Annotated in this window: 24 protein-coding genes; 13 read left to right on the forward strand and 11 right to left on the reverse strand. The window is 63.0% G+C overall.

Going from position 1 to position 24,649, the window contains the following annotated elements; all coding sequences use genetic code 11:
- Positions 1–91 precede the first annotated feature (91 nt).
- The 3 genes from EP376_RS06155 to EP376_RS06165 all read right to left on the reverse strand — a co-directional run bounded on the left by EP376_RS06155 (position 92) and on the right by EP376_RS06165 (position 3,449).
- Complete coding sequence (locus tag EP376_RS06155) at positions 92–916, reverse strand: ABC transporter permease (protein WP_127654750.1); 825 nt, start codon at positions 914–916, stop codon at positions 92–94.
- Entirely contained in the window at positions 916–1,881 is a 966-nt protein-coding gene (locus tag EP376_RS06160; protein ID WP_127654626.1) for an ABC transporter permease, read from the reverse strand. Before EP376_RS06160 ends, EP376_RS06155 begins: the two co-directional genes overlap by 1 nt.
- A 68-nt stretch (positions 1,882–1,949) precedes the next feature.
- Entirely contained in the window at positions 1,950–3,449 is a 1,500-nt protein-coding gene (locus EP376_RS06165) for an ABC transporter substrate-binding protein (protein ID WP_127654627.1), read from the reverse strand.
- A 220-nt stretch (positions 3,450–3,669) separates the two neighbouring features.
- Here EP376_RS06165 and EP376_RS06170 point away from each other — a divergent pair, with 220 nt between their 5' ends.
- From EP376_RS06170 to EP376_RS06185, 4 genes are read left to right on the forward strand one after another with little or no spacing between them, the layout of a single operon-like run.
- On the forward strand, positions 3,670–4,626 hold the full coding sequence (locus EP376_RS06170) for an ABC transporter ATP-binding protein (RefSeq protein WP_127654628.1): 957 nt from the start codon (positions 3,670–3,672) through the stop codon (positions 4,624–4,626).
- Positions 4,623–5,579, forward strand: a complete 957-nt coding sequence (locus tag EP376_RS06175; protein ID WP_127654629.1) for an ABC transporter ATP-binding protein — start codon at positions 4,623–4,625, stop codon at positions 5,577–5,579. The genes EP376_RS06170 and EP376_RS06175 overlap by 4 nt, the downstream gene beginning before the upstream one ends.
- Positions 5,558–6,577 (forward strand): serine hydrolase domain-containing protein, encoded by a 1,020-nt coding sequence (locus EP376_RS06180; protein ID WP_127654630.1) that lies wholly within the window; start codon positions 5,558–5,560, stop codon positions 6,575–6,577. Before EP376_RS06175 ends, EP376_RS06180 begins: the two co-directional genes overlap by 22 nt.
- The gene (locus EP376_RS06185) at positions 6,574–7,713 is read left to right on the forward strand and encodes an anhydro-N-acetylmuramic acid kinase (RefSeq protein ID WP_127654631.1); all 1,140 of its coding nucleotides are present in this window, start codon (positions 6,574–6,576) and stop codon (positions 7,711–7,713) included. The genes EP376_RS06180 and EP376_RS06185 overlap by 4 nt, the downstream gene beginning before the upstream one ends.
- A gap of 46 nt (positions 7,714–7,759) precedes the next feature.
- Here EP376_RS06185 and EP376_RS06190 read toward each other — a convergent pair whose 3' ends face one another.
- From EP376_RS06190 to EP376_RS06220, 7 genes are all read right to left on the reverse strand, one after another.
- Positions 7,760–8,653 carry an N-acetylmuramic acid 6-phosphate etherase gene (locus EP376_RS06190; RefSeq protein ID WP_127654632.1) on the reverse strand — a complete coding sequence of 298 codons (894 nt, stop codon included), beginning with the start codon at positions 8,651–8,653 and terminating at the stop codon, positions 7,760–7,762.
- Positions 8,640–9,542, reverse strand: coding sequence for an N-acetylglucosamine kinase (locus EP376_RS06195; RefSeq protein ID WP_240652435.1), 903 nt, complete (start codon positions 9,540–9,542; stop codon positions 8,640–8,642). The genes EP376_RS06190 and EP376_RS06195 overlap by 14 nt, the downstream gene beginning before the upstream one ends.
- Positions 9,543–9,544: 2 nt before the next feature.
- The gene (locus EP376_RS06200; protein ID WP_127654633.1) at positions 9,545–10,228 is read right to left on the reverse strand and encodes an N-acetylmannosamine-6-phosphate 2-epimerase; all 684 of its coding nucleotides are present in this window, start codon (positions 10,226–10,228) and stop codon (positions 9,545–9,547) included.
- Positions 10,225–11,082: a carbohydrate ABC transporter permease gene (locus EP376_RS06205; RefSeq protein WP_240652436.1), complete on the reverse strand. Its 858-nt coding sequence runs from the start codon at positions 11,080–11,082 to the stop codon at positions 10,225–10,227. Before EP376_RS06205 ends, EP376_RS06200 begins: the two co-directional genes overlap by 4 nt.
- Complete coding sequence (locus tag EP376_RS06210) at positions 11,079–12,044, reverse strand: carbohydrate ABC transporter permease (protein WP_127654634.1); 966 nt, start codon at positions 12,042–12,044, stop codon at positions 11,079–11,081. The genes EP376_RS06205 and EP376_RS06210 overlap by 4 nt, the downstream gene beginning before the upstream one ends.
- 86 nt (positions 12,045–12,130) lie before the next feature.
- Complete coding sequence (locus EP376_RS06215; RefSeq protein ID WP_127654635.1) at positions 12,131–13,369, reverse strand: extracellular solute-binding protein; 1,239 nt, start codon at positions 13,367–13,369, stop codon at positions 12,131–12,133.
- Between the two features lie 26 nt (positions 13,370–13,395).
- The gene (locus EP376_RS06220) at positions 13,396–14,469 is read right to left on the reverse strand and encodes an ABC transporter ATP-binding protein (protein ID WP_127654636.1); all 1,074 of its coding nucleotides are present in this window, start codon (positions 14,467–14,469) and stop codon (positions 13,396–13,398) included.
- 210 nt (positions 14,470–14,679) lie between these two features.
- Here EP376_RS06220 and EP376_RS06225 point away from each other — a divergent pair, with 210 nt between their 5' ends.
- Entirely contained in the window at positions 14,680–15,423 is a 744-nt protein-coding gene (locus tag EP376_RS06225) for a GntR family transcriptional regulator (RefSeq protein ID WP_127654637.1), read from the forward strand.
- A gap of 490 nt (positions 15,424–15,913) precedes the next feature.
- On the opposite strand, the gene EP376_RS06230 is transcribed toward EP376_RS06225, so the two are convergent.
- Positions 15,914–16,762 (reverse strand): alpha/beta hydrolase, encoded by an 849-nt coding sequence (locus EP376_RS06230; RefSeq protein ID WP_164744874.1) that lies wholly within the window; start codon positions 16,760–16,762, stop codon positions 15,914–15,916.
- Positions 16,763–16,910: 148 nt separating this feature from the next.
- On the opposite strand from EP376_RS06230, the gene EP376_RS06235 reads away from it, so the two are divergent.
- The 8 genes from EP376_RS06235 to EP376_RS06270 all read left to right on the forward strand — a co-directional run bounded on the left by EP376_RS06235 (position 16,911) and on the right by EP376_RS06270 (position 24,444).
- Positions 16,911–17,501: a cupin domain-containing protein gene (locus tag EP376_RS06235; protein ID WP_127654639.1), complete on the forward strand. Its 591-nt coding sequence runs from the start codon at positions 16,911–16,913 to the stop codon at positions 17,499–17,501.
- A 125-nt stretch (positions 17,502–17,626) separates the two neighbouring features.
- Entirely contained in the window at positions 17,627–18,835 is a 1,209-nt protein-coding gene (locus EP376_RS06240) for an alpha/beta hydrolase family protein (protein WP_127654640.1), read from the forward strand.
- A 94-nt stretch (positions 18,836–18,929) separates the two neighbouring features.
- Positions 18,930–19,937: a TRAP transporter substrate-binding protein gene (locus EP376_RS06245; protein ID WP_127654641.1), complete on the forward strand. Its 1,008-nt coding sequence runs from the start codon at positions 18,930–18,932 to the stop codon at positions 19,935–19,937.
- Positions 19,934–20,536 (forward strand): TRAP transporter small permease, encoded by a 603-nt coding sequence (locus EP376_RS06250; protein WP_127654642.1) that lies wholly within the window; start codon positions 19,934–19,936, stop codon positions 20,534–20,536. Before EP376_RS06245 ends, EP376_RS06250 begins: the two co-directional genes overlap by 4 nt.
- A 5-nt stretch (positions 20,537–20,541) precedes the next feature.
- Positions 20,542–21,810 carry a TRAP transporter large permease gene (locus EP376_RS06255; protein WP_127654643.1) on the forward strand — a complete coding sequence of 423 codons (1,269 nt, stop codon included), beginning with the start codon at positions 20,542–20,544 and terminating at the stop codon, positions 21,808–21,810.
- Between the two features lie 29 nt (positions 21,811–21,839).
- Positions 21,840–22,466: a cysteine hydrolase family protein gene (locus EP376_RS06260; RefSeq protein ID WP_127654644.1), complete on the forward strand. Its 627-nt coding sequence runs from the start codon at positions 21,840–21,842 to the stop codon at positions 22,464–22,466.
- Between the two features lie 31 nt (positions 22,467–22,497).
- Positions 22,498–23,403: a polysaccharide deacetylase family protein gene (locus tag EP376_RS06265; protein ID WP_127654645.1), complete on the forward strand. Its 906-nt coding sequence runs from the start codon at positions 22,498–22,500 to the stop codon at positions 23,401–23,403.
- Between the two features lie 57 nt (positions 23,404–23,460).
- A complete protein-coding gene (locus tag EP376_RS06270; protein WP_127654646.1) occupies positions 23,461–24,444 on the forward strand; it encodes an asparaginase in 984 nt (327 codons plus the stop codon).
- Positions 24,445–24,649: the final 205 nt, after the last annotated feature.

Here is a 24,649-nt window from a genome sequence, read left to right on the forward strand (position 1 = left end):
CCGGAGGTCGGTGGGTGCCCGAAATAATGGTATCTATTTGGTATTTCGTCAATCTGCGCCCGGGCCTGGGCGAAACGGCCCGGCACAAATCTCAATCGGTGCTGTTGCGAAGACGCGGATCGAGCGTGTCGCGCAGGGCATCGCCCAACAGATTGAAACCGAACGACAGGAACAGGATCGCAAAGCCCGAGAAGACCGCGGGCCACGGGTTGAGGAGCAGAAAATTGCGGCCTTCCGACAGCATCTGCCCCAAAGACGGCGTGGGCGGCTGCGCGCCCAGCCCCAGAAATGACAACGACGCCTCGACAAGTATGGCGGCCGACAAGAGCAGGCTGGCCTGCACGAGGATAAGCGACGACAGGTTGGGCAGCAGATGGGTGAAGACGATACGGCTGTCCGACGCGCCAATCGCGCGCGCGCCCTGCACATATTCGCTTTCGCAGATCACCAGCGACGGGCCCCGCAGAAGGCGGGCGAAGATCGGCACGTAAACCACCCCGATCGCGATCGAGGCGCTCAGGGCATTCGGCCCGAGCACCGCGATGATCCCGATGGCTAGAAGAATGATCGGGAACGCAAAGAGCACATCCATGATCCGCATCACGATGCGGTCAAACCAGCCCCGATAGAAGGCCGCCAGCATCCCCAGAGAGCCGCCCACGATCAGCGCCAGCACCACGGCCACGCCGCAGGTCAGCAGTGAGGTGCGATAGCCAAAGAGGATCCGTGCAAAGACGTCACGACCCAGTTGATCGGTGCCAAGGGGATTTTCCAGCGACGGCCCCTGCATCCGGGACATGATCACCTGCTCGATCGGATCGCCCGCGACGATCGGCGCAAAGATCGCCAGCAGCAGCTGAAGGATCACGAAGATCAGCGCGAAGGACAGCAGCTTGTCCCGTCTCAAGGCGGCCATCATCGCTGTGACACCCGCGGATCAATGGCCGCATACAGGATGTCGACCAGGAAATTCACCAGAACGAAGGCGAAAGTCAGAACCAGTATCGCGCTTTGGACCAAAGGGTAGTTGCGCTCGGAAATCGCGCCCAGAACAAGCTGCCCGAGGCCGGGGATCGCAAAGACCTGTTCGATCACGATGGCGCCCCCCAGCAGGTAGCCGGTGGCCACGCCGACCGAGGTGATAAAGGGAATGAGCGCGTTCCTGAGCGCATGCACATAGACCACGCGCGTCCGGCCCGCGCCCTTGGATTTCGCGGTGCGGATGTAATCCTGCCCAAGGGCATCCAGCATGGCCGAGCGGACAAGACGCGACAGGTTCGCCAGCATCGGCAGCGACAGGGCAAAGACCGGCAAGATCATGCGCTGCAGGTTGCCCAAGGGATCCTCGCCAAAAGGGACATAGCCCAGCATGGCAGAGCCGGGCATCAGTTTGGCCACCAGAAAAATCGACACGATGCCCAGCCAGAACGAGGGAATAGTCAACCCGGCAATCGCACCCACGCGCACCAGAACCTCGGCGGTCTTGCCGCGCGCTTCGGCCATGAAGCAGCCGATCGGGATCGCCAGGCCCGCCCCCACCAGCACCGAAAGAAATGTCAGCTGAAGCGTCGGCCAGATATTGGCCGCAATCTCCTGCGCCACCGGGCGACCGGTCCAGATCGACGTGCCCAGATCGCCGCGAAATATCCCGCTGATCCAGTCGAAATATTGCACGACAATGGGCTGATCGAGGCCGAGACGGCTTTCCAGTTCGGCAATCCGCTCCGGCGTGATCTCGGTATTGGCGCCCAGCATGATCGCCACGGCGTCGCCGGGGATGAGGCGGATCATCAGAAAGACGATGACCGATACGCCGAACAGCACGAGCACGAGGTCGAGAAGTCGCCCCGCGAGAAACCGCATCGGAAGTATCCGGTTCATGCTCTGGACCTTGGCAGACAAAAGACCGGCGCACCCGGCAAGAACCGGATGCGCCGGGCGTGGTGGGCTTACTCGCTCACTTCAACCGATTTCAGGCTGGAGAGGCGGCGATTGGGGTTGATCACGAACCCCGACACGTTGTCATTGATGGCCGTCGACAGCGACCCGTAGGCCACGTGGACGATCGGCCCCTCGCAGGCCAGTTTCGTCTGCACGGCGTTATAGGCCGCCTGACGTGTTGCCATGTCCGTCGAGGTCCGGCCCTCGTCCAGCAGGCTGTTGACCTCGGCATCGTCATACATGAACACGTTGGTCGAGCCTCCGCCGTAGAAGGTCCGGTAGAAATACCCGTCGGGATCGGGGTTGCCGCCATTGGCCGAGGCGAACAGATCGAAATCAGAGTTGCGCCAGTCCTGCACAAAGGCCCCGATCTCCTTGTTGACCAGCTCGATCTCGAATCCGGCGGCTCTGGCCTGCTGTTGCACGACTTGCGCAATGTCCTTGGCATCCTGCCGCGGCAGCACGAGAAGCTCTGCCTGGATTGGGGTCTCGACGCCGGCCTCGGCCAGAAGAGCCGCGGCAGAAGCCGCATCACCGCTGTAGCAATCGAAGGTGGCCGGATCGAGCGCCCAGGCCTGAAGGGCCGGGCTCAGCGGGCCGGCAGCCACGCCATTGCCGAACAGGGCCGCGGCGATGATCTCGTCGCGGTTCACGGCCATGTTCAACGCCCGGCGCACAACTGCATTGTCAAATGGCGGACGGCTCGTGTTGATACCGATCAGCGTGTAGGACAGATCCCGGGTTTCAAGCACCGTCACACCGGGGGAGGCCTGAAGCTGAAGCGCGGTTGCCGGATCGACGCCGGGCAGAAGGTCATACTGGCCAGAGGCAAGGCCCACCTGACGGGTGGCCGCTTCTGGCACGATATGGAACTTCACCTCGTCCAGTTTGGGCAACTCGGCGTCCCGGTAGCCATCGAACGCGGTCAGGCTGATGTAGGAATTCGGCACCCATTCCGAGAACATGAACGGCCCGGTGCCGACCGGGACCTGCTGCAGGGCCTCGGTATCCATTTCCGCTTCGGACGGAACGATTGCGATCCCGGCGAGCGAGGTCAGGATCGGCGCGAACGGCGCATCGAGCGTCAGGGCGATGGTCGTGTCATCGACGATGGTGATCTCGGTGATCGGGGAAATCCGGCTGGCAAGAGGCGAGCCCATTTCCTCGTTCAGAACACGGCGCATCGAGGCTGCAACGTCCTCTGCGGTCATCGCGGAGCCGTCGTGGAACGTGACGTTCTCGTGCAGACTGAAGGTATAGGTCAGACCGTCTTCGGAAATTTCCCAAGACTTCGCGAGGCCCGGCTGCACCGAAAGATCCTCTGCGATGGTTGTCAGACCTTCATAGATCGTGTCACCGATCACCACGACCGAGGAAAAGGCCGTCACCAGATGTGGATCAAGACCCGCGGGCGAAGAATCGACTGCCACGTCGAGCGTCGCGGCTTGCGCCGCGGAAAACAGGCAGGTGGATGCCAGTAACGCGGCACCAAGTGTCTTAATTCGCATATTCCCTCCTTTTCCGGCCCTGAACTGAAACGCGGGGCAGACTGCCCGCAAGGCGGCCGCGATGGATTTTCCCTGAAAAGCCTAGCATGATACCAAAATAATCCAAGGTCATTCTCTTGTTGATTTGGTTTTACTTTGGTATTCTAGATCAGCGGTGGGTCATAGGGCTCGCTGGTGATCACGACAGGCTGCTTTCATAGCGACCAGGAAGGACGACAGGGTGCAGAACGAGGCACTTCTGGGTTTGGAAAACCTGAGTATCCATGTCGGCAAAGTCCCGATCATCGAGGCTGTCTCCCTTGATATCAGAGCGGGTGAAATGGTGGGCCTCGTGGGCGAGTCCGGGTCCGGCAAATCCGTGACGGCGCTGTCGGTCATGCGCCTTCTGGCCGAGCCCCCGATGAAGATCGCAAGCGGCAGCATTCGGTTTGACGGCCACGAGCTGACATCGATGAACGAGACGGACCTGCGCGCGCTTCGCGGCGAAGAGATCGCCATGATCTTTCAGGAGCCGATGACCTCTCTCAATCCGGTGTTCACCATCGGGCAGCAGATCCGCGAGATGATCCGGCTCCACCGCGATGTCAGCAAGCGGCAGGCGGATCAGCAGGCAGAGCAGTTGCTGGCCCGCGTCGGCATCCCGTCCCCCGCCACGACGCTGCGCAGATATCCGCACCAATTGTCAGGCGGTCAGCGCCAGCGGGTGATGATCGCGATCGCACTTGCCTGCGAGCCCAAACTCCTGATCGCGGACGAACCGACCACGGCGCTCGACGTGACCATTCAGGCGCAAATCCTCGATCTGATCGACCGTTTGAGACAAGAAACCGCCATGGCGGTCCTGCTGATCACCCATGACCTTGGCGTGGTGTCGCAGCATTGCGACCGCGTGGCCGTCATGTATCTGGGCCGCATCGTGGAATACGCGGCGGCCGATGAGTTGTTCGCCAACCCGCGCCATCGCTATACCGAGGCGCTGATGCGGACGATCCCCTCGACCAACGCGCCGGGTGACCGGCTCCCCGCGATCGCGGGAACCGTGCCTCAGCCGGCAAATCGGCCGTCGGGCTGCGCGTTTCATCCCCGCTGTGCTGCGGCGACGGCGCGATGCGCGCAGGACATCCCGCCGCTCGAGGGCGACACTCACAAGACCGCCTGCTGGAACCCCGTCACATGAGCCTGATCGACGTCAGACATCTGACAAAGACATTTCCCGGCCCGAACGGTACGCGCGTTCAGGCCGTCAGCGATGTGTCCTTTTCCATGGAAGAAGGCGAGGTCCTTGGCGTTGTGGGCGAGAGCGGTTGCGGCAAATCCACACTGGGCCATTCCATCGTGCGGCTGATCGAGCCGGATGCGGGCGAAGTCGCCTTCGGCGGCCTCGATCTAGCGAAGGCCCGGAAGGCCGAACTCAAGCACAGCCGGCGCGACATCCAGATCATCTTTCAGGACCCGTTCGGCTCCCTCAATCCGCGCCACAAGGTGGGCCATGTGATCGCGGAGCCGCTGATCGTTCACAGGATCGGCACCAGGCCCGAGCGCCTTGCGCGGGTGAAAGAGTTGCTTGATCTGGTCGGGCTGCCCGCCGAAGCCGTCGATCGCTACCCGCATGAATTCTCCGGCGGTCAACGACAACGCATCGCCATTGCGCGGGCCCTCGCACTCAATCCGAAACTGATCGTCGCCGATGAATCCGTCTCGGCGCTCGACGTCTCGATCCAGTCGCAGATCCTCAACCTGATCGCTGAGCTGCGCGAAAAGCTGGGATTGTCGATCATCTTCATCAGCCACGATCTGTCGGTGATCCGTCACGTCAGTGACAGGATCGCCGTGATGTATCTGGGGCGCCTCGTGGAAATCGGGCCGGCCGCGCAGATCATGACCGATCCACGGCACCCCTACACGCAGGCGCTTTTGGCGGCGGTGCCCAAAATCGGCGGCGACCGCCATGCCGCACGGCCCATCGTCACGGGAGAGCCGCCGGATCCGGCCAACCCGCCCCAAGGCTGCGCGTTTCACGGCCGCTGCCCGAAAGTCATGGAAATCTGCAGGAGAACCCGGCCCGAACTGGGGGCAGGCAACGGCGCACCGGCCGGGTCGGAAACCGCATGTCATCTGTACACGACCTGACAGAACGGGCCTTCGCGCCCGTCGCCGCGGCCATCGAGACCGGCGCCATTCCGGGCGCGGTTCTGGGCGTGCTGCGTGCCGACGGGCAGCGTGCGGTTCTGCACGGTGGAGCGGCACAGATCCGCCCCGACCGCGCGCCGATGCATGAAGACACGTGGTTCGACCTCGCGTCGCTGACCAAGGTACTGTTCACAACGGTTCAGATCCTCGAGGAAGCCGCGCAGGGCACCATCGACCTCGATGCGCCGCTCACGACGCTCCTGCCCGACTTTCGCCAGTATGACACCGGCTGCTGGGAGCGTCAGGTCACCTTTCGCCAATGCCTCGGGCATCAGACAGCTTTCCCGGCCGTCGAGCCGCTTTACACCTATGGGCAGGATCGCCCGACACTGCGCGCCTTCATCCTACAACGCGTGTGGCCACGGGGCCCAAGCGTCTATTCGGACATCAACTTCATCCTACTGGGCCTCGCGCTGGAACGCCTGCGCGGCAAGGAGGTGTCTGCGATGGACCCGGGCTGGGGGTTCCGTTTCGCGCCGCCCCCAGAGGCCTGTGCGGCGACCGAAAACTGCACATGGCGTGGCCGCGTGATGCGCGGTGCGGTGCATGATGAAAACGCCTTCGCCCTCGGGGGCGCCGGTCATGCAGGGCTTTTTGGCCGGATGCAGGACATTCTCGACGTCGCGCAGGATGTCTTGACGGGCCGAGGCCTCGCGACTGAAACGGTGGCGCTCATGCGCACCGCGCTGAGCGACACACGCACCCACGGCTGGGAGCGCAGTCACCCGGGCTGGAGCGGAGGCGATCACTGCAACGGCAGCGTGATCGGCCATACGGGCTTTACCGGGACCGGGCTCTGGGTCGATTTCGACCGGGGACTGGCGTGGTCCTTGCTGACCAACCGCGTCCACCCCTCGCGCCATACACACAGCGGCATCGCCGACCTGCGCCGCGCCGTCGGGGATGCAATCAACTCGGAACAATGGAGATCCCGATGACGGCGAAATGGTTCGCCGGTCTGATGACCGGAACGGTACTGGACGGGCAGATCGACGTGGCGCTTGTGCGCACGGATGGGGACAGCATCGCCGAATTCGGGCATTATGATCTGGTGCCCTACCCGCAGAACATCCGCGACCTGCTGGAAGAGACGCTGGCCGCCGCCCGTACATGGAATTTCGAGGGCGCGGAGCCCGAGGTATTCACGCGCGCCGAACACGCCCTGACCGTGGCGCAGGCAGAGGCCGTGGCCGACGTCGCGCAAGCCGCACGGCTGCCCCTGACGGACATTGCCGCCGTTGGCTTTCATGGCCAGACGGTTCTGCACCGGGCCCCGACGGCCGCCCGGAGGGGCAAGACCCGCCAGCTTGGGGACGGGCAGCTCATGGCCGACAGGCTTGGCATCCCCGTGGTCTATGATCTGCGGACCGCCGACGTCGAAGCCGGCGGACAGGGCGCCCCCTTGTGTGCAACCTATCACGCCGCGCTGCTCGCGCGGGCCGGGGCCGGCGCGGATACGGCAATTCTGAATCTGGGCGGTGTGGCAAATCTCAGCTGGCAAAGCGAGGATGGTCAGCTTGTCGCCTTCGATACCGGGCCTGCGAACGCACCGATCAACGACTGGATGAAGTCTCTTGGTCTGGACGAGATGGACCGCGACGGCGCATTGGCGGCAACGGGGCATGTGGATGAAAGCCGGCTGGCGCCCCTTCTGGAGCATCCCTACCTGTCCGCGCCTTACCCGAAATCGCTCGACCGGTTCGATTTCACGGCCGACATGGCCCGGGGCCTGTCGCCCGAGGATGGGGCAGCACTGCTAACCGCCTTCAGCGCCGCGGCCGTTGGCAAAGGGCTCGATCTGCTTCCGGTCCGGCCGACCAAGCTGATCGTGGCAGGCGGCGGGCGCCGCAACCCGACTTTGATGAAGGCCATTGCGCAGCGCGCCGGCGTCGGGGTCGAGGATGCAGACATCCACGGCTTGCGGGGTGACGCGGTGGAAGCGGAGGGTTTTGCATTCCTTGCCGCGCGCCGTTTGCTGGGCCGACCGATAAGCTACCCGGGAACGACGGGTGTCCCCGCCCCCATGACCGGCGGACAGCTTGCCACGCCCCGCAACGGCACAGCTTCCCGCTGAGGTTTTGGCGTTGCTACGCCCCTCTCTCGCCGGGGCTTACTGATGTTCAGGGCCCGGGCGCCTCTTGCAGCACGAGGTGCAGCCTGCCGTTCGCGCGTTCGAGGCAGGCCTTTGCCTCGGCGGTGGTCAGCTTACGGATCAACATGACGACAGCGGTCTTGATGGAGCCACTGGCCTGAGCAAGGGCCGCGTCGGCCTCCTCGAGGGACACATCGGCCAGTTCCGCCACCATCGCCACCGCACGGCCCTGCAGCTTTTCATTGGTGGGACGCATTTCGACCATCCGGCCCCGGTAGACATATCCCATCCGCACGAAGATCGCCGTCGAGAAACAGGTCAGGATCGCTTTTTGTGCCGTCCCGGCCTTCATCCGGGTCGAGCCCGCCACGATCTCCGGGCCGGTATCCGCGACAAGATAGTATTCCGCCACGGCGCCGATCGCGCCATTGGGCGCATTGCCCACCGCGACTGTCAGCGCGCCGACCTCGCGCGCGTGGCGCAACCCGTCAACCACGTAGGGCGTCCGCCCCGACGCCGCCAGACCGATCACCACGTCCTGCGCGCCCAGTTGAGACTCCTGCAACGCGGCGATGGCGGCGGCTCCGTTATCCTCGGCCCCCTCGACCGCGGTGACAAAGGCTCCCTGCCCGCCCGCCATCAGGTTCAGCGCCCGCACGGCGGGCCAGTCGAAGGTCGGCGGAAGTTCTGCCGCGTCGATCGCGCCGAGCCGGCCCGACGTGCCCGCCCCGAGATAGATCAGGCGTCCGCCTGCCTCGAGCCGACGGGCGGCGGCATCGACCGCCCCGGTCATCGCCTCGGCCGTGCCAAGTGCCGCGGAGACGGCTGCAATCTGCGCCTCCAGCATCGCATCGACGATATCGCGGGTCGGCCAGGTTTCGACCGACCTGTAGCGAAGAGCGGCACGCTCAGTGGGTATCATGGGCAACCTTGTCCTTTTCTCTCGCAATCTGAGCGGCCTGAAAGGCTGCATCCACACGGGGAAACTCGACCTCGCAGCCCTCCAGCTCCGAAAGGATCTCGGCACGGATCACCGGGTCCAGCGCCAGCACCCCGCCCACAAAGGCCACAGGGGCCGGGCCGCAACGCTTCAGCATCGTCTTGCCCAGACGCGCAAGTTCGCGCCCGGCGCGGCGCAGCAGGTCCTGTGCGATCGCGTCGCCCTCGCGCGCGGCCTCGGCCACAGCGACCGCAAGGCGGCCGATCTGGCCCCGGTCGCCGCCATAGACATAGTTGCGCATCGCATCATGGGTGTTGCCGCCAAGGGCCGCGAACACCGCGGAGGCCAGGATTTCCGCGCCCTTTGGCCCCTCTCCCTCGTCGATCTTGCGAAAGAGAAGGTTCAGGGCCTGCAAGGCGATCCAGACGCCGGACCCTGCATCGTCGACGAGGATGCCACGCCCGCCCACCACGACCTGTTCGTGGTTCTGGTCATAGGACATCCCCACTGAGCCCGTGCCCGCGGACACCAGATGCCCGCGCCGCCCAGAAAACACCGCCTGCCATGCAAGGCTCGTGTCACTGGCATAGCTAAACCGCTCGGGCGGCAGGCCAAGGATTTCGGTGACCTGCGCTTCGATCTGCGGGTGGTGCGAGAACCCCGCCCCGGTGATGCCGAATTCGGCAAAGCTCACTGGTCCGGGAAGCGCATCCCGGACCGCCTCCATCGCACCGCGAAACCGCGCGAGGCTGCGGGCATCGTAGATCAGCCCGCTGGCCCCGTCACACAAGCCCCGGTCGATCATCTTGCCCGCGGCGTCGACGACGACCCAGCGCGATGCGGTTCCCCCGATATCCATGCCAAGATACACGTTCAGGACCCCTTGCCTTGCCGGGCCACTGCCCGGACGAACCCCTGCGCGATGGCTCGGGGATTGGTGATCATCGTGCCGACCACGACTGCATGCGCCCCGCGATCGAGGGCCTCGGCCGCCTGTTGCGGCGTGGCGATCCGGCCTTCGGCCACGACCGGAACCCGCACCGCTTTCGCCAGCGCCTCCACCAGAGCGAAATCCGGACCATCGGGCACCAGCGCGGCCGGATCGGTATAGCCGGACAGCGTGGTCGCTACATAGCTCGCCCCGGCATCGGCCGCACGGCGCCCCTCGTCGAGGGTGGAGATATCGGCAAAGGCCTCACAGCCGGCGTCGAGGATCGCGCGCAGCACCTCCTGCCAGCGATCTGGTGTGCCGCGCTCCCGATCCGTGCAATCCAGCCCGATGATCTGCGCCCCGGCCGCCATGACATCCTCTGCCGCCGCACGGTCGGGCGTGATGTAGACCGGGGCCTGACCGAAGACCTTGTTGATGCCGATCACCGGCAGGGATGTGTCATGCCGAATGGCGCGGATATCCTCGGGGCCATTGGCCCGCAACGCCACCGCCCCAGCCTGCTCTGCCGCCTGGGCCATCGCGCGCATATGGACCGGTCCATGCAGCGGGTTGTCGGCCCGGGCCTGGCAGGACACCACAAGGCCTCCTTGCGGGATCAGCGTCATTTCACGGCCCCCGCTGTCATCCCGTTGATGAATTGCTTGGACAGGACGATGTACAGAATGGTGATCGGGGCCGCCGCAAGCGTCAGGCCCGCGAACATCACGCCCCAATTGGTACTGAACTCGCCGATGAAGGTTGTCATCCCCTGCGGCAGGGTCTTGAGCGCGTCATCCTGAATGAAAACCAGAGGAAAGAAGAAATCGTTCCAGATCGGCACGAGGTTATAGATCCCCGCGATCACCAGTGCCGGACGGCACAGCGGGATCATCACGCTCCACATGATGCGAAGCTCGGACGCGCCGTCCATTCGCGCGGCGTCCTCCAACTCTCTGGGCAGCGTCCGGATGAATCCGGTCATGATGAACACCGTCGAGGGCAGACCCATCGCGGTATAGACGGAAATCAGCGCCCAGTGGCTGTTCAGGATGCCCAGATCGCGAAACAGGATGAACAGCGGAATGATCGCCAGTTTCAGCGGCACCATCAGCCCCGCCATGAAGAAGAGCAGGATGAAGCTCGATCCGAAGAAGTCATAGCGCGCGATGGCATAGGCCGCCATCGTTCCCAACGTCAGCAGCAGCAGGATCGACGCGCCCGTCACGATGAAGGAGTTCATCAGATAACGCAGGAAGGAGGTCTGCGTCGCCATGGCGACGAAATTGGAAATGTCCGTGAAATCCGGGATCGAAAACGGGCTCTGAAAGATTTCGACATTCGATTTGAACCCGGACATCACCATGATGATGATCGGAAACAGCATCACGATCGTGTTGGCGATCAGGATGATCTGCATCAGCCCGTCGCGCCCGAAGGTCCCCAGAAGACCCGGCTTCTCATATGTGCCCGTGTTGCTCACACCTCGATCTCCCGGCGGCGCAGATAGATGGTCCAGACCGTCGCAACCACGGCAATGAACAGGAACATCAGCACCGCAAGGGCCGAACCCATGCCGAAATCCTGTATCCCTGCCGACTGGTTCCCAAAGGCGGTGCGATAAAAATACAGGCCCAGCACATCGGTCGTGCCGAAGGGCGAGCCATCGAGCCCCACCATGATGTAGGGCAGTTCGAACCAGTTGAACGAGCCGATGAAGAGCAGGATGAAACACACCGTCGCAGAGGGCGCAATCAGCGGCCAGATGATCTTGCGGATCAGAAGCAGCTCCGAGTCCGTCTCCATCCGGGCCGCGTCGAGAATCTCGGAGGGAATGCGCTGCAGGCCGGCCAGAAAGACCAGCGTAGGAAACCCGACCCAGGCCCAGGCATTCACGAAGATCAGCGCATTCAGCGCAGTGTCGGGATCGCCCAGCCATGGTCCCGCGAAAACATCGAGTCCCACCGAGCGCAGCAGCTGGTTCACCGCCCCGAAGATGGGATGGAAGAACAGCTTCCAGACATAGCCGATGATGACCGTCGACAGCACGACCGGCAGAAAGACCGCAATTCGGTGGAACCGCGCACCGGGCAGATCGCGCCACAGAGCGTAGGCCAGGATGAAGCCCAGACCATTCTGGATGATCATCAGCGCGAAAAAGACGAACACGTTGTTCTTGAAGGCATTCCAGGTGGTGGTCGCGAAGGGCTCGTCGAACAGAACCTTGCTGAAATTGGCAAAGCCCACGAACTCGCCGCGCCGCAGCCCCTGCCAGTCATAGAACGCATAGGCCAGCGCCGAGACGATCGGATAGATCACGAACAGCGCCATCACCGCCAGCGGAGGCACAAGAAGGAACGTGATCCACATCCCGCGCCCGGACATCCTCAGGCGGGGCAATCTGGATTTTTGCGTGGGGGCCTCAGTCGTGTCGGGCGCGTCCATGCGGACCTCCGGGGGGTGAATGCCGGCGACGAAAAAAAGAGAGACGCGGTGGCCGGGTGCCGAAACACCCGGCCGGGGTTCCAGGATCAGTCCTGGAACGGCGCGTAGTAGGTTGCGATCCCGTCGGTCACAGCCTGCGCTGCATCCTGCGGGGTTGTCTCGCCGGCCAGCATCTTCTGCACTTCGGCCTGCAGCAGCACCGAGCCCGACGGCTCTTCATAGCGGAAGTTCGTCAGCATGATGTAGGGCACCGCGGATTGGTTGAGCTGAGCCACTTCGTTGAGCAGGTCGTCCGTCAGCGTCACGCCCTGAATCGGGGTGATGTTGCGCAACTCGTTGGCGAAGACCTGACCGAATTCGGTCGTTGCCGTATAGGCAAGGAACTTCTTGACCGCTTCGGCATGTTCGGTCGAGGCATTGCCCGCATAGCCCCCATCGAAGAAGACACCGACCAATTTGGCGTCATCCGCCGAAGGTCCGGGTGCCGCGAAGACGCCGATCTCCAGATCGGGGTTCTGATTGCGGAAGTTGGCAATCTCGAACGATCCACCGGCGAACATGGCCGCAAGACCAGAGACGAACAGCTGCTGCGAGGAGGCATAATCAAGCCCGGTGAAGCCGTCCGGGAAATAGGCGCTGATCTCCTGAACCTTTTCCAGACCGGCGACAAAACGCGGATCGGTGAAGTCGGTGGTTCCCGCCACGACCTCCCGGAAGAAATCCTGACCGATGGTGGAAGAACCCAGCGCCGATACGATGGTTTCGTTCTGCCAGGCGGTGGCCGTGCCGTTGGCGAAGGCGAACATGCCCGCGTCCTCGATCGCCTGCGCATTCGCCAGCAATTCATCCCAGGTGTCCGGCTCGGACAGGCCCAGCTGGTCGTAGATGCCCTTGTTGTAGATCACCAGCATCGTCTGCGATGCAAAGGGCACGCCATAGATCTCGCCATCTTCGCGCAGGGTCTGCGCCAGCAGGGCGGTTTCATTCATCGACGCCAGACCCGGCACGTCATCTTGCGTGATCGGCATGAGGTAATCGGCACCGGCCACGGCCTCGAAGGCCCCGTAGGCCCGCACCATCATCATGTCCGGCCCGGACTCGCCCGCCAGCGCGGTCGACAGGATCGTGGCATAGCTCGATGCCTCGAAGGCTTCGAATTCGACGGTGATGCCCGGATTCGCGGCTTCGAAGGCGGCGATCAGGTCTTCATAGACGGCGCGATCTTCCTGGCGCCAGCTCCAGAACGACAGGTCCTGCGCGACGGCAGGCGCGGCAATGGCCGTGGCCGCGAGGCCCAGCGTCAGCAATTTGAATGTTTTCTTCATGTTAGCCTCACAAGTTGGGGTAGGTTTTATGCCGACCGGAAACTCCGGCCGGTTTCGGTATCGAAATAGTGGAGTTGGGCCGGGTCCGGGCAGATCCGGACGGTATCGCCCGGTTGATGCGCGCAACTGGCGGTGTCGCCTTTCAGGCTGACACGCGTGCCATCGCCCAGCCGGGCATACAGATAGGCCTCGTTGCCAAGGTATTCCGCATATTCGAATTCGGCGTCGAACCCGTCCGGCGCATCCGCGAGACCAAGGTGCATGGCGTCCGGGCGCAGGCCCAGCGTCACCTTCTGCCCTGTCTCCGGCGCGCCGGGCAAAGCGATCGACCCGCTGCCCTCGATGCCGAAATGCGGCCCGTCACGGGTCGTCTCGAGAAGCGACATCCGGGGAGAGCCGATAAAGGTGCCGACGAATGCATTGGCCGGCGTTTCATACAATTCCCGCGGGGTGCCGACCTGTTCGATCAGGCCGCCACGCATCACCACGATCCGATCGGCCAGCGTCATCGCCTCCACCTGATCATGCGTGACATAGATCATCGTCGCGCCGATCTTGCGGTGCAGCTTGGCAATCTCAAGCCGAACATCCGAACGCAGCGCCGCATCGAGGTTCGACAGCGGCTCGTCCAGCAGGAACACCGAAGGCTTGCGCGCCAGCGCCCGGCCGATCGCGACCCGCTGACGCTGCCCGCCCGACAATTCGCGCGGCTTGCGATCCAGCAGCGGCTCCAGCTGGAGCATGCCGGCGGCCTCGTCGATGCGGGCCTGAACCTCGGCCTTGGACAGCCCCATCAGCCGCGCCCCGAAGGCCATGTTGTCATAGACGTTCATGTGCGGGTAAAGCGCGTAGGACTGGAACACCATCGCGATGTCGCGCTTGGACGGCGCCACGCCCTGCATGGACTTGCCATTCAGCACGAATTCCCCCGCGGTCATCGGGTCGAGACCAGCGATCAGGCGCAGCAAGGTCGACTTGCCACAGCCCGACGGCCCGACAAACACGATCAGCTCGCGGTCCCGGATATCGAGATCTATTCCCTGAAGAACCTCAACATTCTTGAAGTTCTTGCGCACACCACGCAGCGATAGTTGTGCCATGCCACCCTCCCAGCAGAGGTGACCATACCAAGCAGCAAACCAATTTCAACCGGTATTTCCAATATAACAATACCACTAAAATACCTTTTAACGAAATGGTCGGAATATATCGCTCTTTTTTGGTCGACATCGCGCGGCCGGCAACTAAATCCAGGCCCATTGCGTCACTTGTATTAAAGTGGTATCCCTTCCGCATTGGAAAGGACCGCCATGCAACTGGCCACGATTCGCGATGCTCTGGCCGCACGGCGCCCAGACCAGGCCCTCCATCAGGAGGTCCGCGACATCCTCGCCCGACTGATCGAAACAGGCGCCCTCGCGCCCGGCGACCGGCTGCCTTCGGAACGCCAGCTGACGGATCTGAGCGGGATGAGCCGGGTCACCATCCGAAAGGCGCTCACCACGCTGGCCGAACAGGGCCTCGTCGAGCAACGTCAGGGCGCCGGAACCTTCGTCGCCGCGACCAAGACGAACCAACGCGCCATCATGCCCGTCGTCTCGCTGAGCGACGAATTGCGCGACAAGGGCCAGGTGAGCCGCACGATCTGGCTTCATCGCGAGATCACGCGCGCCAGCTATCGGGAGATGACGGTGCTGGAGTTGGCCGAACCGGAACGCATCGCCCGGCTTGAGCGTTTGCGGCTTGTCGACGAACGCCCCCTGTCGACGGAACGGTCCCTGTTCCGTACCAGCGCCCTGCCCGATCTGTCGACCCTCGACCAATCCGTCTACGCAGTTCTGGCAGATCGCGGCACCCTGCCCGTCCGGGTGGTTCAAAGCGTGACAGCCGTCAACATGGCCCCGCGCGAAGCCGCCCGCCTGCAGGCCCTGCCCGCCGCTGCGGCCTTGCGCCTGACCCGAACAGGCTATGACACGCAGGGCGCGATCATCGAATTCACCGAAGCCCTGTTCCGGCCCGACGCCTACAAGATGGTGCTTGAGTTCGGCGGATAACCCCACCCCGGATTATAGCCCGGTGCCGTTCAACCGGCCGCGCGGGTCGCGCCCCCGACAGGACACGCCTTGAATTCAGGTGGGCAATATCTGCCAGGAGCCGAGATTTCGACGACTCCCCCCGCGCACTCGCGATCGCCGGTGAGAAATGCCCCAACCCGACGCTATCCATACTGCCCTCGCGCGGACGATCATGGGCGTTGGAATGCAAAAGAGGTGACCTGAGATGCAACATATTCGCCCGACGGGTCCGCTCAGGTCTGAACTCGTCGGACTCGATGATCGGCCGCTTGATCTTTCAGCGCGGCCACGAGACGACCCTGCCCCAGATCAAGCCGAGTGTCCCCGACAATTCCGACGGATAGAATTCAATGACGCGCCCTGCCCTCGGCCGCCAATCATGACGGCGTCGGCAAACCGCAGGCTCGCGCCATTCTGAATTTTGCCGCCGAAACGCGCGTGTCGATGTCTATGGCGACCTGATCCCGCGCTATGGCTCCAGGACATTTTGCACCAGCCAATCCGTCACGATGCCCGACACCTCTTCTTCATGGTTCGAATAGAAGTGGTCGCAATCCGGGACAATCTGCACCGTGCAGGGGTGCGGGGTGCGGGCTGCAAACGCTTCGGCCGGATACATTTCGGGCGGCTCGAGGCCGCCCGCCACAAAGAGACTGGGGCATTGGATTTCCGCCGCAAGCGGCAGCAATTCCGGCAACCGCTCCAGATTGTCGAGAAAGCTGTTCGCCGTTACCGCGTACCACCAGCCCGGAAGCAGCATCAGTTCCTCGCCCCGGCCTTCGGCAACCCTTGCGCGCGCGTCAAGGGTGACCTCCGCCAATCTGTCCTGCGCGAGAAGCCCGTTTCCGCTGGCAAACGGCACCATGCCAGTGCCGCCCTGATGTGCCGAAAGCAGGATCATGCCGGGTATGTCCGATCGACCCGCGCAATGGCGGACAGCCAGCATGCCACCGTTGCTATGGCCGATCACGATAGGCGCCTGATCGCGCCGCGCACGCAGCCACCCCTCGGCGTAGCTGTTGTCGGCAATCGCCTCGTCGATGCGTTGAAATGCCCCGCCGACGGCTTCGCGACTGTTGAGCGTGGCCAAGATATCGTGGCCGCGCCGGTTGAACGCCAGCGTGGCGATCCCGAGGTCGGCCAGTCGTTCAGGCAGAAATCGCGCCGCGCCCGTATAGAAGTTCATGCAATTGCCATGGAGGATCATAGCCTGCGCCCGGGTGGGCCCCACCGGCGAATAATAGAGCCCATCGAGGGGATGGGTGTCCGTCTCGATCCTGACGAGGTCGATATGCGCCTTGCGCGCGTTAGTTTCCATTCGAATGTCCCAATCGTGTCGGGGTTTCAGACCTCTGCCGAACCGGGCTGACACCCCCTCATGAAGAAGCAGGCGCGATGACATTGCGAGATTCTTGAAAATCGTTCAAGTATGGGTATTCTCAGTGGACGCATTAATGAGGTCTTGGATGAGTCAAGTAGATCTGGACGGGCAGCAGGCCGAGATCGGAATCGGCGTGAAACTTCGCCATACGCGCAAGGTCAAGGGCCTGACCCTCAAGCAGCTGGCCGACGCGGCAGGGTGTTCTGAATCGCTCTTGTCCAAGATCGAGAACGGTCGGGCGACCCCGTCTCTCAAGATGCTGCAGAAGTTGTCGAGCGGGCTCGAGATGACGGTGGGGCAGATGTTCGCACAAGCCCCCGTGAACGAAGGTCCTGTCACAAAGGCCAATGAACGCACGATGATTCACGCCGATCCGCAGCGTCGTGGAAACGGGCTGATGCTTGAACGGCTCATCCCCTATGATGACGGACACCTGCTGCAGGGCAACATTCACCACATCGAGGTGGGCGGCAGCAGCGAAGGGGCACTGCGCCATGAGGGCGAAGAGTTCGGCTATGTGCTGAACGGACGAATCGAACTTCTTCTCGATGACCGGGTCTATGCGCTGGAGGCCGGAGATTCGTTCTGTTTTCGCTCGGAGCGGTCGCATGGATACCGCAATGTCGGGGACGAAACGGCACGGGTTATCTGGCTCAACACACCGCCATCATTCTAAAAAATACACTTTTGTGCAGATTGCCGGTAACAAAATTCAAGTAACTTGACCTGTGTGCACATCCCTGTAGTCTCCCCTCTCAAAGGCAGTTCTACGACTGCATGATCTAACGTGGGGGACGTACCGTGGCCGCAGAGCAGAAACTTATCGACGCCGTCAGCGACCGGCATGACGCACATTATCAGCCCTATGGCTGGCATCATTGGCCTGATCATCCGTGGATGGCCTACCAGTTCCGGCGCGCATTGGGTGAGACGCAAGAAGGCGGCGGCGCCGTTTCGGAGTGTTTCCAAGCCGCCTCCCGCATGATCCCGGGCGATAAGGACAGCTGGCGGATCGAGTGGCTGCGCGTGGCCGAACGCAACGACGAGCGCGGCGATCGCGAGGAAAAGGCGGGTCACATCGAAACCGCCAAGGCCTGCTGGCTTCGGGCTGCCGATTACTACCGGCAGGCGGAATTCTGGCTCGAAGGCACGGACCCGCGTCGGCTCGAGATTTTCACGAAGATGGAAAACTGCTCCAAGAAATGGGGCAAGTGGCTGACGCCCGCGATGGAAGAGGTCGAGATCCCCTATCTTGACGGCAAGATGTATGGCTACTTTCTGAAATCGCCCACGTCCGCCGATCCGTCGCCGGTTCTGATCTGCTTCGGCGGCCTGGACAGCATCAAGGACGAGATGTGGTTCATGAGCGCGCGCGGGCCGTATCAGCGTGGCATCTCGGTGCTGATGATCGACGGCCCCGGACAAGGTGGCACGCTTCGCCGCCACGGCATCAACACGCAGGTGGATTATGAAACGCCCGTTGGCGTCATGATCGACTGGTTGCTGGAGCGCGGCGATATCGACCCGGACCGCATCGGGGTCTGCGGTTCCAGCCTTGGCGGTTTCTATGCCGCACGCGCCGCATCGTATGAAAAGCGGATTGCAGCGGCAATTTCGCATGGCGCGGTCTGGGATGTGAACGCGCTCTGGGGCAAGGCGGGCGAAAGTCACGGTCTTGCCGATCACATCAAGTGGGTGTTCGGCGCGGACGACATGGCGGGCGCTCTGGAAAAGGGCGAACCGTTCAAGCTGGAGGGGCATATCGACAAGATCTCGTGCCCCTACCTGATCTGTCATGGCGGCAGCGATGTTCTGAGCGTTCAGCAGGCCAAGCAGGTCTATGACTACGCCAAGGAGAACGGGGTCGACGTGACGCTCGAGATGATCCAGGTCGAAGAAACCGGCGCCGAACATTGCCAGCACGACAACCCCTCCATCGGACAGGAAAAAATGTCTGACTGGTTGGCTGACCGCTTCGGGCTGGATCAAAAACGGCCCTATGCAACCTGAAAGAACTCGTCCCTGCGCTGATGTGCAGGGACGCAAGAAAGCCGCGTAAAGCGGCTCCTGCCTGCATGACAACCGACAGATTGGAGACACTGAAATGCGCCGCACGACACTTATGATGATGATGGCCGCCGCGATCCCGGCCGCCGCACTGCCCGCCGTAACGATGGCCCAGGACATGAAGATCGCCCACGTGGCCCCTCCGGGCGATCCGCGTGATCTGGGCGCCCATTCCGTCGCCGATTTCCTGGCCGCGTCCGACAGCTGCGACCTGACCGCGACCGTTTTCCCGTCGGGTCAGCTGGGCGGCACCACCGACCTGATCGAGGGCATGCAGATCGGCTCAATCGAGGCGGTGATCCTTCCCGCGGCCTTCATGGTCGGGTTCCAGCCAAAGATCGGCATTTTCGATTTTCCGTTCTTTTGGCCGACCGACACTGACAGCCTGACCCAGGTGCTCGAGAGTGACGCGATGCGCAGCGTCTTGGACACCACCGACGAGATCGGCGTGACAAGCATCGGCGTCTGGCACACGGGCTACAAGGAATGGACCGGTAACAAGCCGCTGCGCACATTGGCCGATTTCGAAGGTCTGCGGTCACGCGTGATGCCTTCGCCGATCCTTGTGGAACAGCAGGAATTGTTGGGCCTCAACCCCGTCAACATGCCGTTCCCGGAAACCTATGGCGCGCTTCAGAACGGCACGATCGACGCACAGGAAAACCCGGTCGTCACCAGCTATGTGATGAAGTTCATGGAAGTTCAGTCCCACCTGACCCTGACGAGCCATGGCAACCTTGACCAATTGTTCATGGTCTCCAAGAGCTGGTTCGACGGTCTCGACGCCGGCTGTCAGGACGCCATTCGCGCCGCCTCGGCCGAAGCATCGGTGATTGTCATGGATGCGACGGAAAGCATGGAAGGTGAGGCCATGGCGGCCTTTGCCGAAATGGGCATCACGGTCACCGAACTGACGGAAGAGGAATTCCTTGCCCTGCGCGACGCGACGCTGCCTGGCGTCGAGGCGCTCTATGTGCAGGAAGTCGGTGCTGAGGGCCAGGCCATCATCGATGCTCTCAAGGCCGAAATGGGTCGGCTCGAATGACACCGGGCGGGTCGGTCGGGGATGGCGATGTGCCCTCCGCGGCCATCCGCGCCGTTAGATTACTGGACAGGGCTCTGCGGGGCCCTGACCTTATTGCCAGCGTTCTGATCGGGCTGGCGCTGCTGGTGATCACCGGCACGCTTTTTGTCAGTGCAGTTGGCCGCTACACCATCGGTCAGAGCCTGCTTGGCGGCGAAGAAGCGGCGCGATACCTGATGGTCTGGATGACCTTTCTGGGTACCTATGTTCTGATCCGCCAGCGCAGGCATATCGCCATCGACGTGTTGCCGCGCTTTGCTCCGCCGTTCGTCACCCGATGGCTCGGGGTCTTCATCGGTGCACTGGGCGCGGTTCTCATGTTCTACCTGTTCTGGAACGGCTGGTCACTGGCCGCCCGTATGCTTGCCGGAGGTCAGCTCAGCCCGGTGCTGCCGGTTCCGCGCGGCCTGCTGCACCTGTCACTTCCGGTCGGGGCAGGGCTGAGTGTGCTGGCCTTCGTCCATATGTGTCTGTCGTTCCTGTTCGACCCGGCGACAGAGCTGGCGCGCGCGTCCGAAGGTCCGGACCCGAAACCGTCCCTCCCGATAGAAGAGAGCTGATCGCCATGCCCGTCACCGTATTCGCGGTCATCATGATCGGGTTGCTGGCGCTGTCGGTGCCGATCTTTCTCGGCATCCTCGCCGCGACAATCGGCACGTTCGAAATCTTCGGTCCGCAGATGCCGTCGCTTGTCATGGCGCAGCGGGTGATCGAGGGGGTCAACGTCTTCTCGCTGCTCGCGGTGCCCTTGTTCATCTTTGCCGCAGACATCATCGCAAGGGGCCAGATCGGTGCGCGGCTGGTTGCGCTGGTCGAGGCGCTGGTGGGGCATGTGACTGGCGGTCTGGCGATGGCGACCGTGATCTCCTGTGCGCTCTTCGGCGCCATCAGCGGGATCGGTGCCGCGGCGGTCGTGTCGATCGGTCCGCTGGTCTACCCCGCCCTCTTGCGGCAGGGATACGGGCGCGCCTTTTCGGCTGGGCTGATCCTGTCGGCCTCGACGCTGGCCATGTTGATCCCGCCCGGGGTCGCGATGATCCTCTATTCGGTGCAAACCTCCGCCTCGGTCGGCTCCGTCTTCCTCGCGGGGCTTGGCGCCGGGCTCCTCTTCGTCGTGGCGCTTGCCGTCTATGTCTATATCCACGCGCGCATGAAGGGCATCGGGGGCACCGCGCGTGCCACCCGCGCCGAGAGGATGACCGCGGCAAGAAATGCGGGCTGGGCGCTTGGTCTCCCTGCCGTGATCTTCGGCGGGATCTATGGCGGCGTGTTCACCCCCACGGAGGCTGCGGCGGCGGCCTGTGTCTATGCGATTGTCGTCGAATGCCTGATCTACCGCGACATGTCGGTGTCGGAGCTGTTCTCGATCTCGCGCACATCGGGGGCGGTGATCGCGACCTTGCTGATCCTGATCGCGGTTGGCGGCAGCATGGGCTGGTATCTCACGTTGCTGCAAGTGCCACAGATGATCAGTGGCGGGCTCGAAGGCATGCCGGCATGGTCGATCTTTGCCATCATCAATGTGATCTTTCTTATCGCGGGGATGTTCGTCGATCCGAACTCGGCCATTATCGTTCTGTCCCCTCTGATCTATCCGGCGGCCACGGCGGCAGGGGTCGATCCGACGCATCTGGGCGCGGTGCTTGTCCTGAACCTTGCCATCGGGATGATCTCCCCACCCTTCGGCCTGAACATCTTCATCGGCATGACAACGTTCCGCATCGGCTATCTCGAAGTCGTGCGCAGTCTGCTTCCCTTCATCGCCATCGCGCTCGGCGTGCTGATCGTCGCCACCTATCTGCCAACGTCGATCATGTGGCTCGTGCGACTTTAGACGCTTCATACACAAACCGGAGGAAACACATGGATTTCGGCGTAGACAATCCGACACCCGCCGTCGTCGCCATCGACCTGCATCGCGGCCATCTCGACCCGGAGGTCGCGACGATGCCGCTGGAGGCCGAGCGCGCCGCCAAGATCGTCGAGGCGAACGGCGTTTTCTTTGACGCATGCCGCGAGGCCGGCATCCCGATTTATCATATCGTCACGCGTTACCGCGATGTGGCCGAGATCCGGTCCAACCCGTTCTGGCGCACCCGGGCAGACGACCCCAATGCAACACGCAAGAACGTGGAGCGGCACAATCTCGACGGGCTGCCCGGCTGCGAGGTGATGCCGCGTCTCTGGCGCGAGGGCGACAGGGTGGTCGACACCAAGAAGCGCTATGATTGCTTCGTTGCGACCGATCTGGACTTCACCTTGCGGCGGCACGGCATCAACACCCTGCTGATCACCGGCGTGAATACCTCCAGCTGCGTGCTCGCCACGGCGATCCGGGCCAACGTCCTCGACTATGCCTCTGTCTGCATCGAGGATTGCGTGGATACGATGGACGGACCGGTGCTGCACGAGGCGGCGCTCACCTGCCTGCGCGCTGCCTTTGGCTGGGTGATGAGTGCCGAAGAAGCGCTCGGTCATTTCGCCGCCTGATCGCCCCAAGACAAGACGAAAGATCTCAACCATGTCGAACGCCTCATCCCCCGTCGGCCACAGCGTCCGTGGCCGCATTCCCTACCGCCCGATCACGGACCGCCCGGCACTGACCCTGCCGGGAGATGCCCGGGTCGCGGTCTATACCATCGTCAATGTCGAATGCTGGGATCCTGCGGGTCCGATGCCGCGCACGGTCTTGCCACCGCCGATGGGCGTGCCGATGCTGCCGGATGTCCCGAACTGGGCGTGGCACGAATACGGAATGCGTGTTGGGTTCTGGCGTTTCCTCGAGGCGCTCGAGTCGCGCGACCTGAAGGCGACGCTGGCGATCAACGGCTCCGTCATCGAGGCCTATCCCGAAATCGCCGAAGCGGCTCACAAGGCCGGCTGGGACTTCATGGGCCACGGCTTTCACCAAAAACCCATGCACAAGGTTGAGGATCAGGCCGAGGCAGTCGCCAAGACCATCGAGGCGATCCGGAGTGTCACGGGCAAGCCGCCCCGGGGATGGGAAAGCCCCGGCATCACCGAGACCGACGAGACGGCCGATATTCTTGCCGCGGCCGGCATCGAATATGTCGCGGACTGGGTGCTGGACGATCAGCCCGTGCCGATCAAGACCGAGACCGGTCGACTGACCTCTGTTCCCTATACGGTCGAGATCAACGATGTGATCATGACTGCCGTTCAGGGGCAGCCATCGGACGAGATTTTCAGGCGCGGCAAGGATCAGTTCGACCAGCTCTACAAAGATGGCGCGACGACGCCCCGGGTCATGGCCATTTCCATACATCCGTACCTGACGGGTGTTCCGCACCGGATGAAATATCTCGAACAGCTCTACGACTACATCCTGGATCATGGCGGTGCCCAGATGTGGACGGGGGCAGAGATCCTCGACTGGTACCTTGAACAGACGTCAGGGGCCGAGTAACCGTCCCTGCCCTATCCACGCGACCCCGGACATTATCCACTGCCAACCGAGGCCCCGATGACCGACACCCTGCCCGAAATTGCCCTGATCCTGCTCGGGGGCACGATTACGATGACAAAGGACACGGTTGGCGGCATCGTGCCCTCGCTCTCGGCGGAGGCGCTGATCGAGGCTGTGCCCGGCCTCAGCGAGGTGGCGCATGTCACACCGTCGTCGCCGTTCCGCATTCCGGGCGCCTCGCTGACGTTGCCGCAACTGGGTCAGGTCGCCGCTGCCGCACAAGCAGCGGTGGCGGCAGGCGCGTCCGGTGTCATCGTGGTGCAGGGCACCGATACGATCGAAGAAACGGCCTTTGCGCTGGACTGCCTGTGGTCGCTGGATGCGCCGCTGGTCGTCACCGGGGCGATGCGCGGGCCCGAGGCCGCAGGCGCGGACGGTCCGGCCAACCTTCTGTCGGCGGCCATTGCCGCGGCCAGCCCGGAATTGCGTGGTCGGGGCGTGACGGTCGTCATGAATGATCAGGTGCACGCCGCAGAATATGTCGCCAAGACCCATACGGGGCTCTGCTCGGCCTTCCGTTCAATCGGACCGGGACCGATGGGCGAGGTGTTCGAGGGGCGCCTGCATGTCCTCGCGTCGGTGGCACGGCAGGCCCGCACCCTGCCGCTTCCGGGCGACAGCGTGCCCCCAGTGGCCCTGTTCAAGCCCGGGCTCGGCGAAGACGCCCGGCTTCTCTCGGTGCTGCCCGATCTCGGGTATGCGGGGGTCGTCGTCGAAGGCATGGGTGCCGGGCATGTGGCCGAGGTCCTGTCTGAACCTCTGGGGCAACTGGCCGTGACGATGCCTGTCATCCTCGCCAGTCGCACCGGTGACGGCCCGGTCTTTCAACGAACCTACGGGTTCAACGGCTCTGAAACCGACCTGATCGGGCGTGGTCTGATCCCCGCGGGGCGCCTTCCGGCAATCAAGGCACGTCTTCTCTTGCAGTTGCTCCTGTCAGCCGGTGCCGCGCACACGGATATCCGCGCGGCCTTCGACTGACGCCCGACCGCCCCTCGTCGTGACCAAGGTAGCACTGCAACATCCCTTTCGAGCCGCCATTCACGTTCCCAACTTGCGGTTTGGTTCATCTTCATACTGATCGAACGAGATCGACGTGAAAGCGCAAGTCCGCATCTCGAAAAGCCAGTAGGGTCATAGCCTTAATGGTTTGTCCGGATCGGCCCGGAGTGACATTTCAAATCTG

It is taken from the genome of Alexandriicola marinus (assembly GCF_004000435.1).
GTDB classification, from domain to species: Bacteria; Pseudomonadota; Alphaproteobacteria; order Rhodobacterales; family Rhodobacteraceae; genus Alexandriicola; species Alexandriicola marinus.

Bases quoted from the DNA above. Each gene is read 5' to 3' on its own strand.
- EP376_RS06155 (WP_127654750.1), bottom strand. From the start codon at position 916: ATGGCCGCCTTGAGACGGGACAAGCTGCTGTCCTTCGCGCTGATCTTC.
- EP376_RS06160 (WP_127654626.1), bottom strand. From the start codon at position 1,881: ATGAACCGGATACTTCCGATGCGGTTTCTCGCGGGGCGACTTCTCGAC.
- EP376_RS06165 (WP_127654627.1), bottom strand. From the start codon at position 3,449: ATGCGAATTAAGACACTTGGTGCCGCGTTACTGGCATCCACCTGCCTG.
- EP376_RS06175 (WP_127654629.1), top strand. From the start codon at position 4,623: ATGAGCCTGATCGACGTCAGACATCTGACAAAGACATTTCCCGGCCCG.
- EP376_RS06180 (WP_127654630.1), top strand. From the start codon at position 5,558: ATGTCATCTGTACACGACCTGACAGAACGGGCCTTCGCGCCCGTCGCC.
- EP376_RS06185 (WP_127654631.1), top strand. From the start codon at position 6,574: ATGACGGCGAAATGGTTCGCCGGTCTGATGACCGGAACGGTACTGGAC.
- EP376_RS06190 (WP_127654632.1), bottom strand. From the start codon at position 8,653: ATGATACCCACTGAGCGTGCCGCTCTTCGCTACAGGTCGGTCGAAACC.
- EP376_RS06200 (WP_127654633.1), bottom strand. From the start codon at position 10,228: ATGACGCTGATCCCGCAAGGAGGCCTTGTGGTGTCCTGCCAGGCCCGG.
- EP376_RS06210 (WP_127654634.1), bottom strand. From the start codon at position 12,044: ATGGACGCGCCCGACACGACTGAGGCCCCCACGCAAAAATCCAGATTG.
- EP376_RS06215 (WP_127654635.1), bottom strand. From the start codon at position 13,369: ATGAAGAAAACATTCAAATTGCTGACGCTGGGCCTCGCGGCCACGGCC.
- EP376_RS06220 (WP_127654636.1), bottom strand. From the start codon at position 14,469: ATGGCACAACTATCGCTGCGTGGTGTGCGCAAGAACTTCAAGAATGTT.
- EP376_RS06225 (WP_127654637.1), top strand. From the start codon at position 14,680: ATGCAACTGGCCACGATTCGCGATGCTCTGGCCGCACGGCGCCCAGAC.
- EP376_RS06230 (WP_164744874.1), bottom strand. From the start codon at position 16,762: ATGGAAACTAACGCGCGCAAGGCGCATATCGACCTCGTCAGGATCGAG.
- EP376_RS06235 (WP_127654639.1), top strand. From the start codon at position 16,911: ATGAGTCAAGTAGATCTGGACGGGCAGCAGGCCGAGATCGGAATCGGC.
- EP376_RS06245 (WP_127654641.1), top strand. From the start codon at position 18,930: ATGCGCCGCACGACACTTATGATGATGATGGCCGCCGCGATCCCGGCC.
- EP376_RS06250 (WP_127654642.1), top strand. From the start codon at position 19,934: ATGACACCGGGCGGGTCGGTCGGGGATGGCGATGTGCCCTCCGCGGCC.
- EP376_RS06255 (WP_127654643.1), top strand. From the start codon at position 20,542: ATGCCCGTCACCGTATTCGCGGTCATCATGATCGGGTTGCTGGCGCTG.
- EP376_RS06260 (WP_127654644.1), top strand. From the start codon at position 21,840: ATGGATTTCGGCGTAGACAATCCGACACCCGCCGTCGTCGCCATCGAC.
- EP376_RS06265 (WP_127654645.1), top strand. From the start codon at position 22,498: ATGTCGAACGCCTCATCCCCCGTCGGCCACAGCGTCCGTGGCCGCATT.
- EP376_RS06270 (WP_127654646.1), top strand. From the start codon at position 23,461: ATGACCGACACCCTGCCCGAAATTGCCCTGATCCTGCTCGGGGGCACG.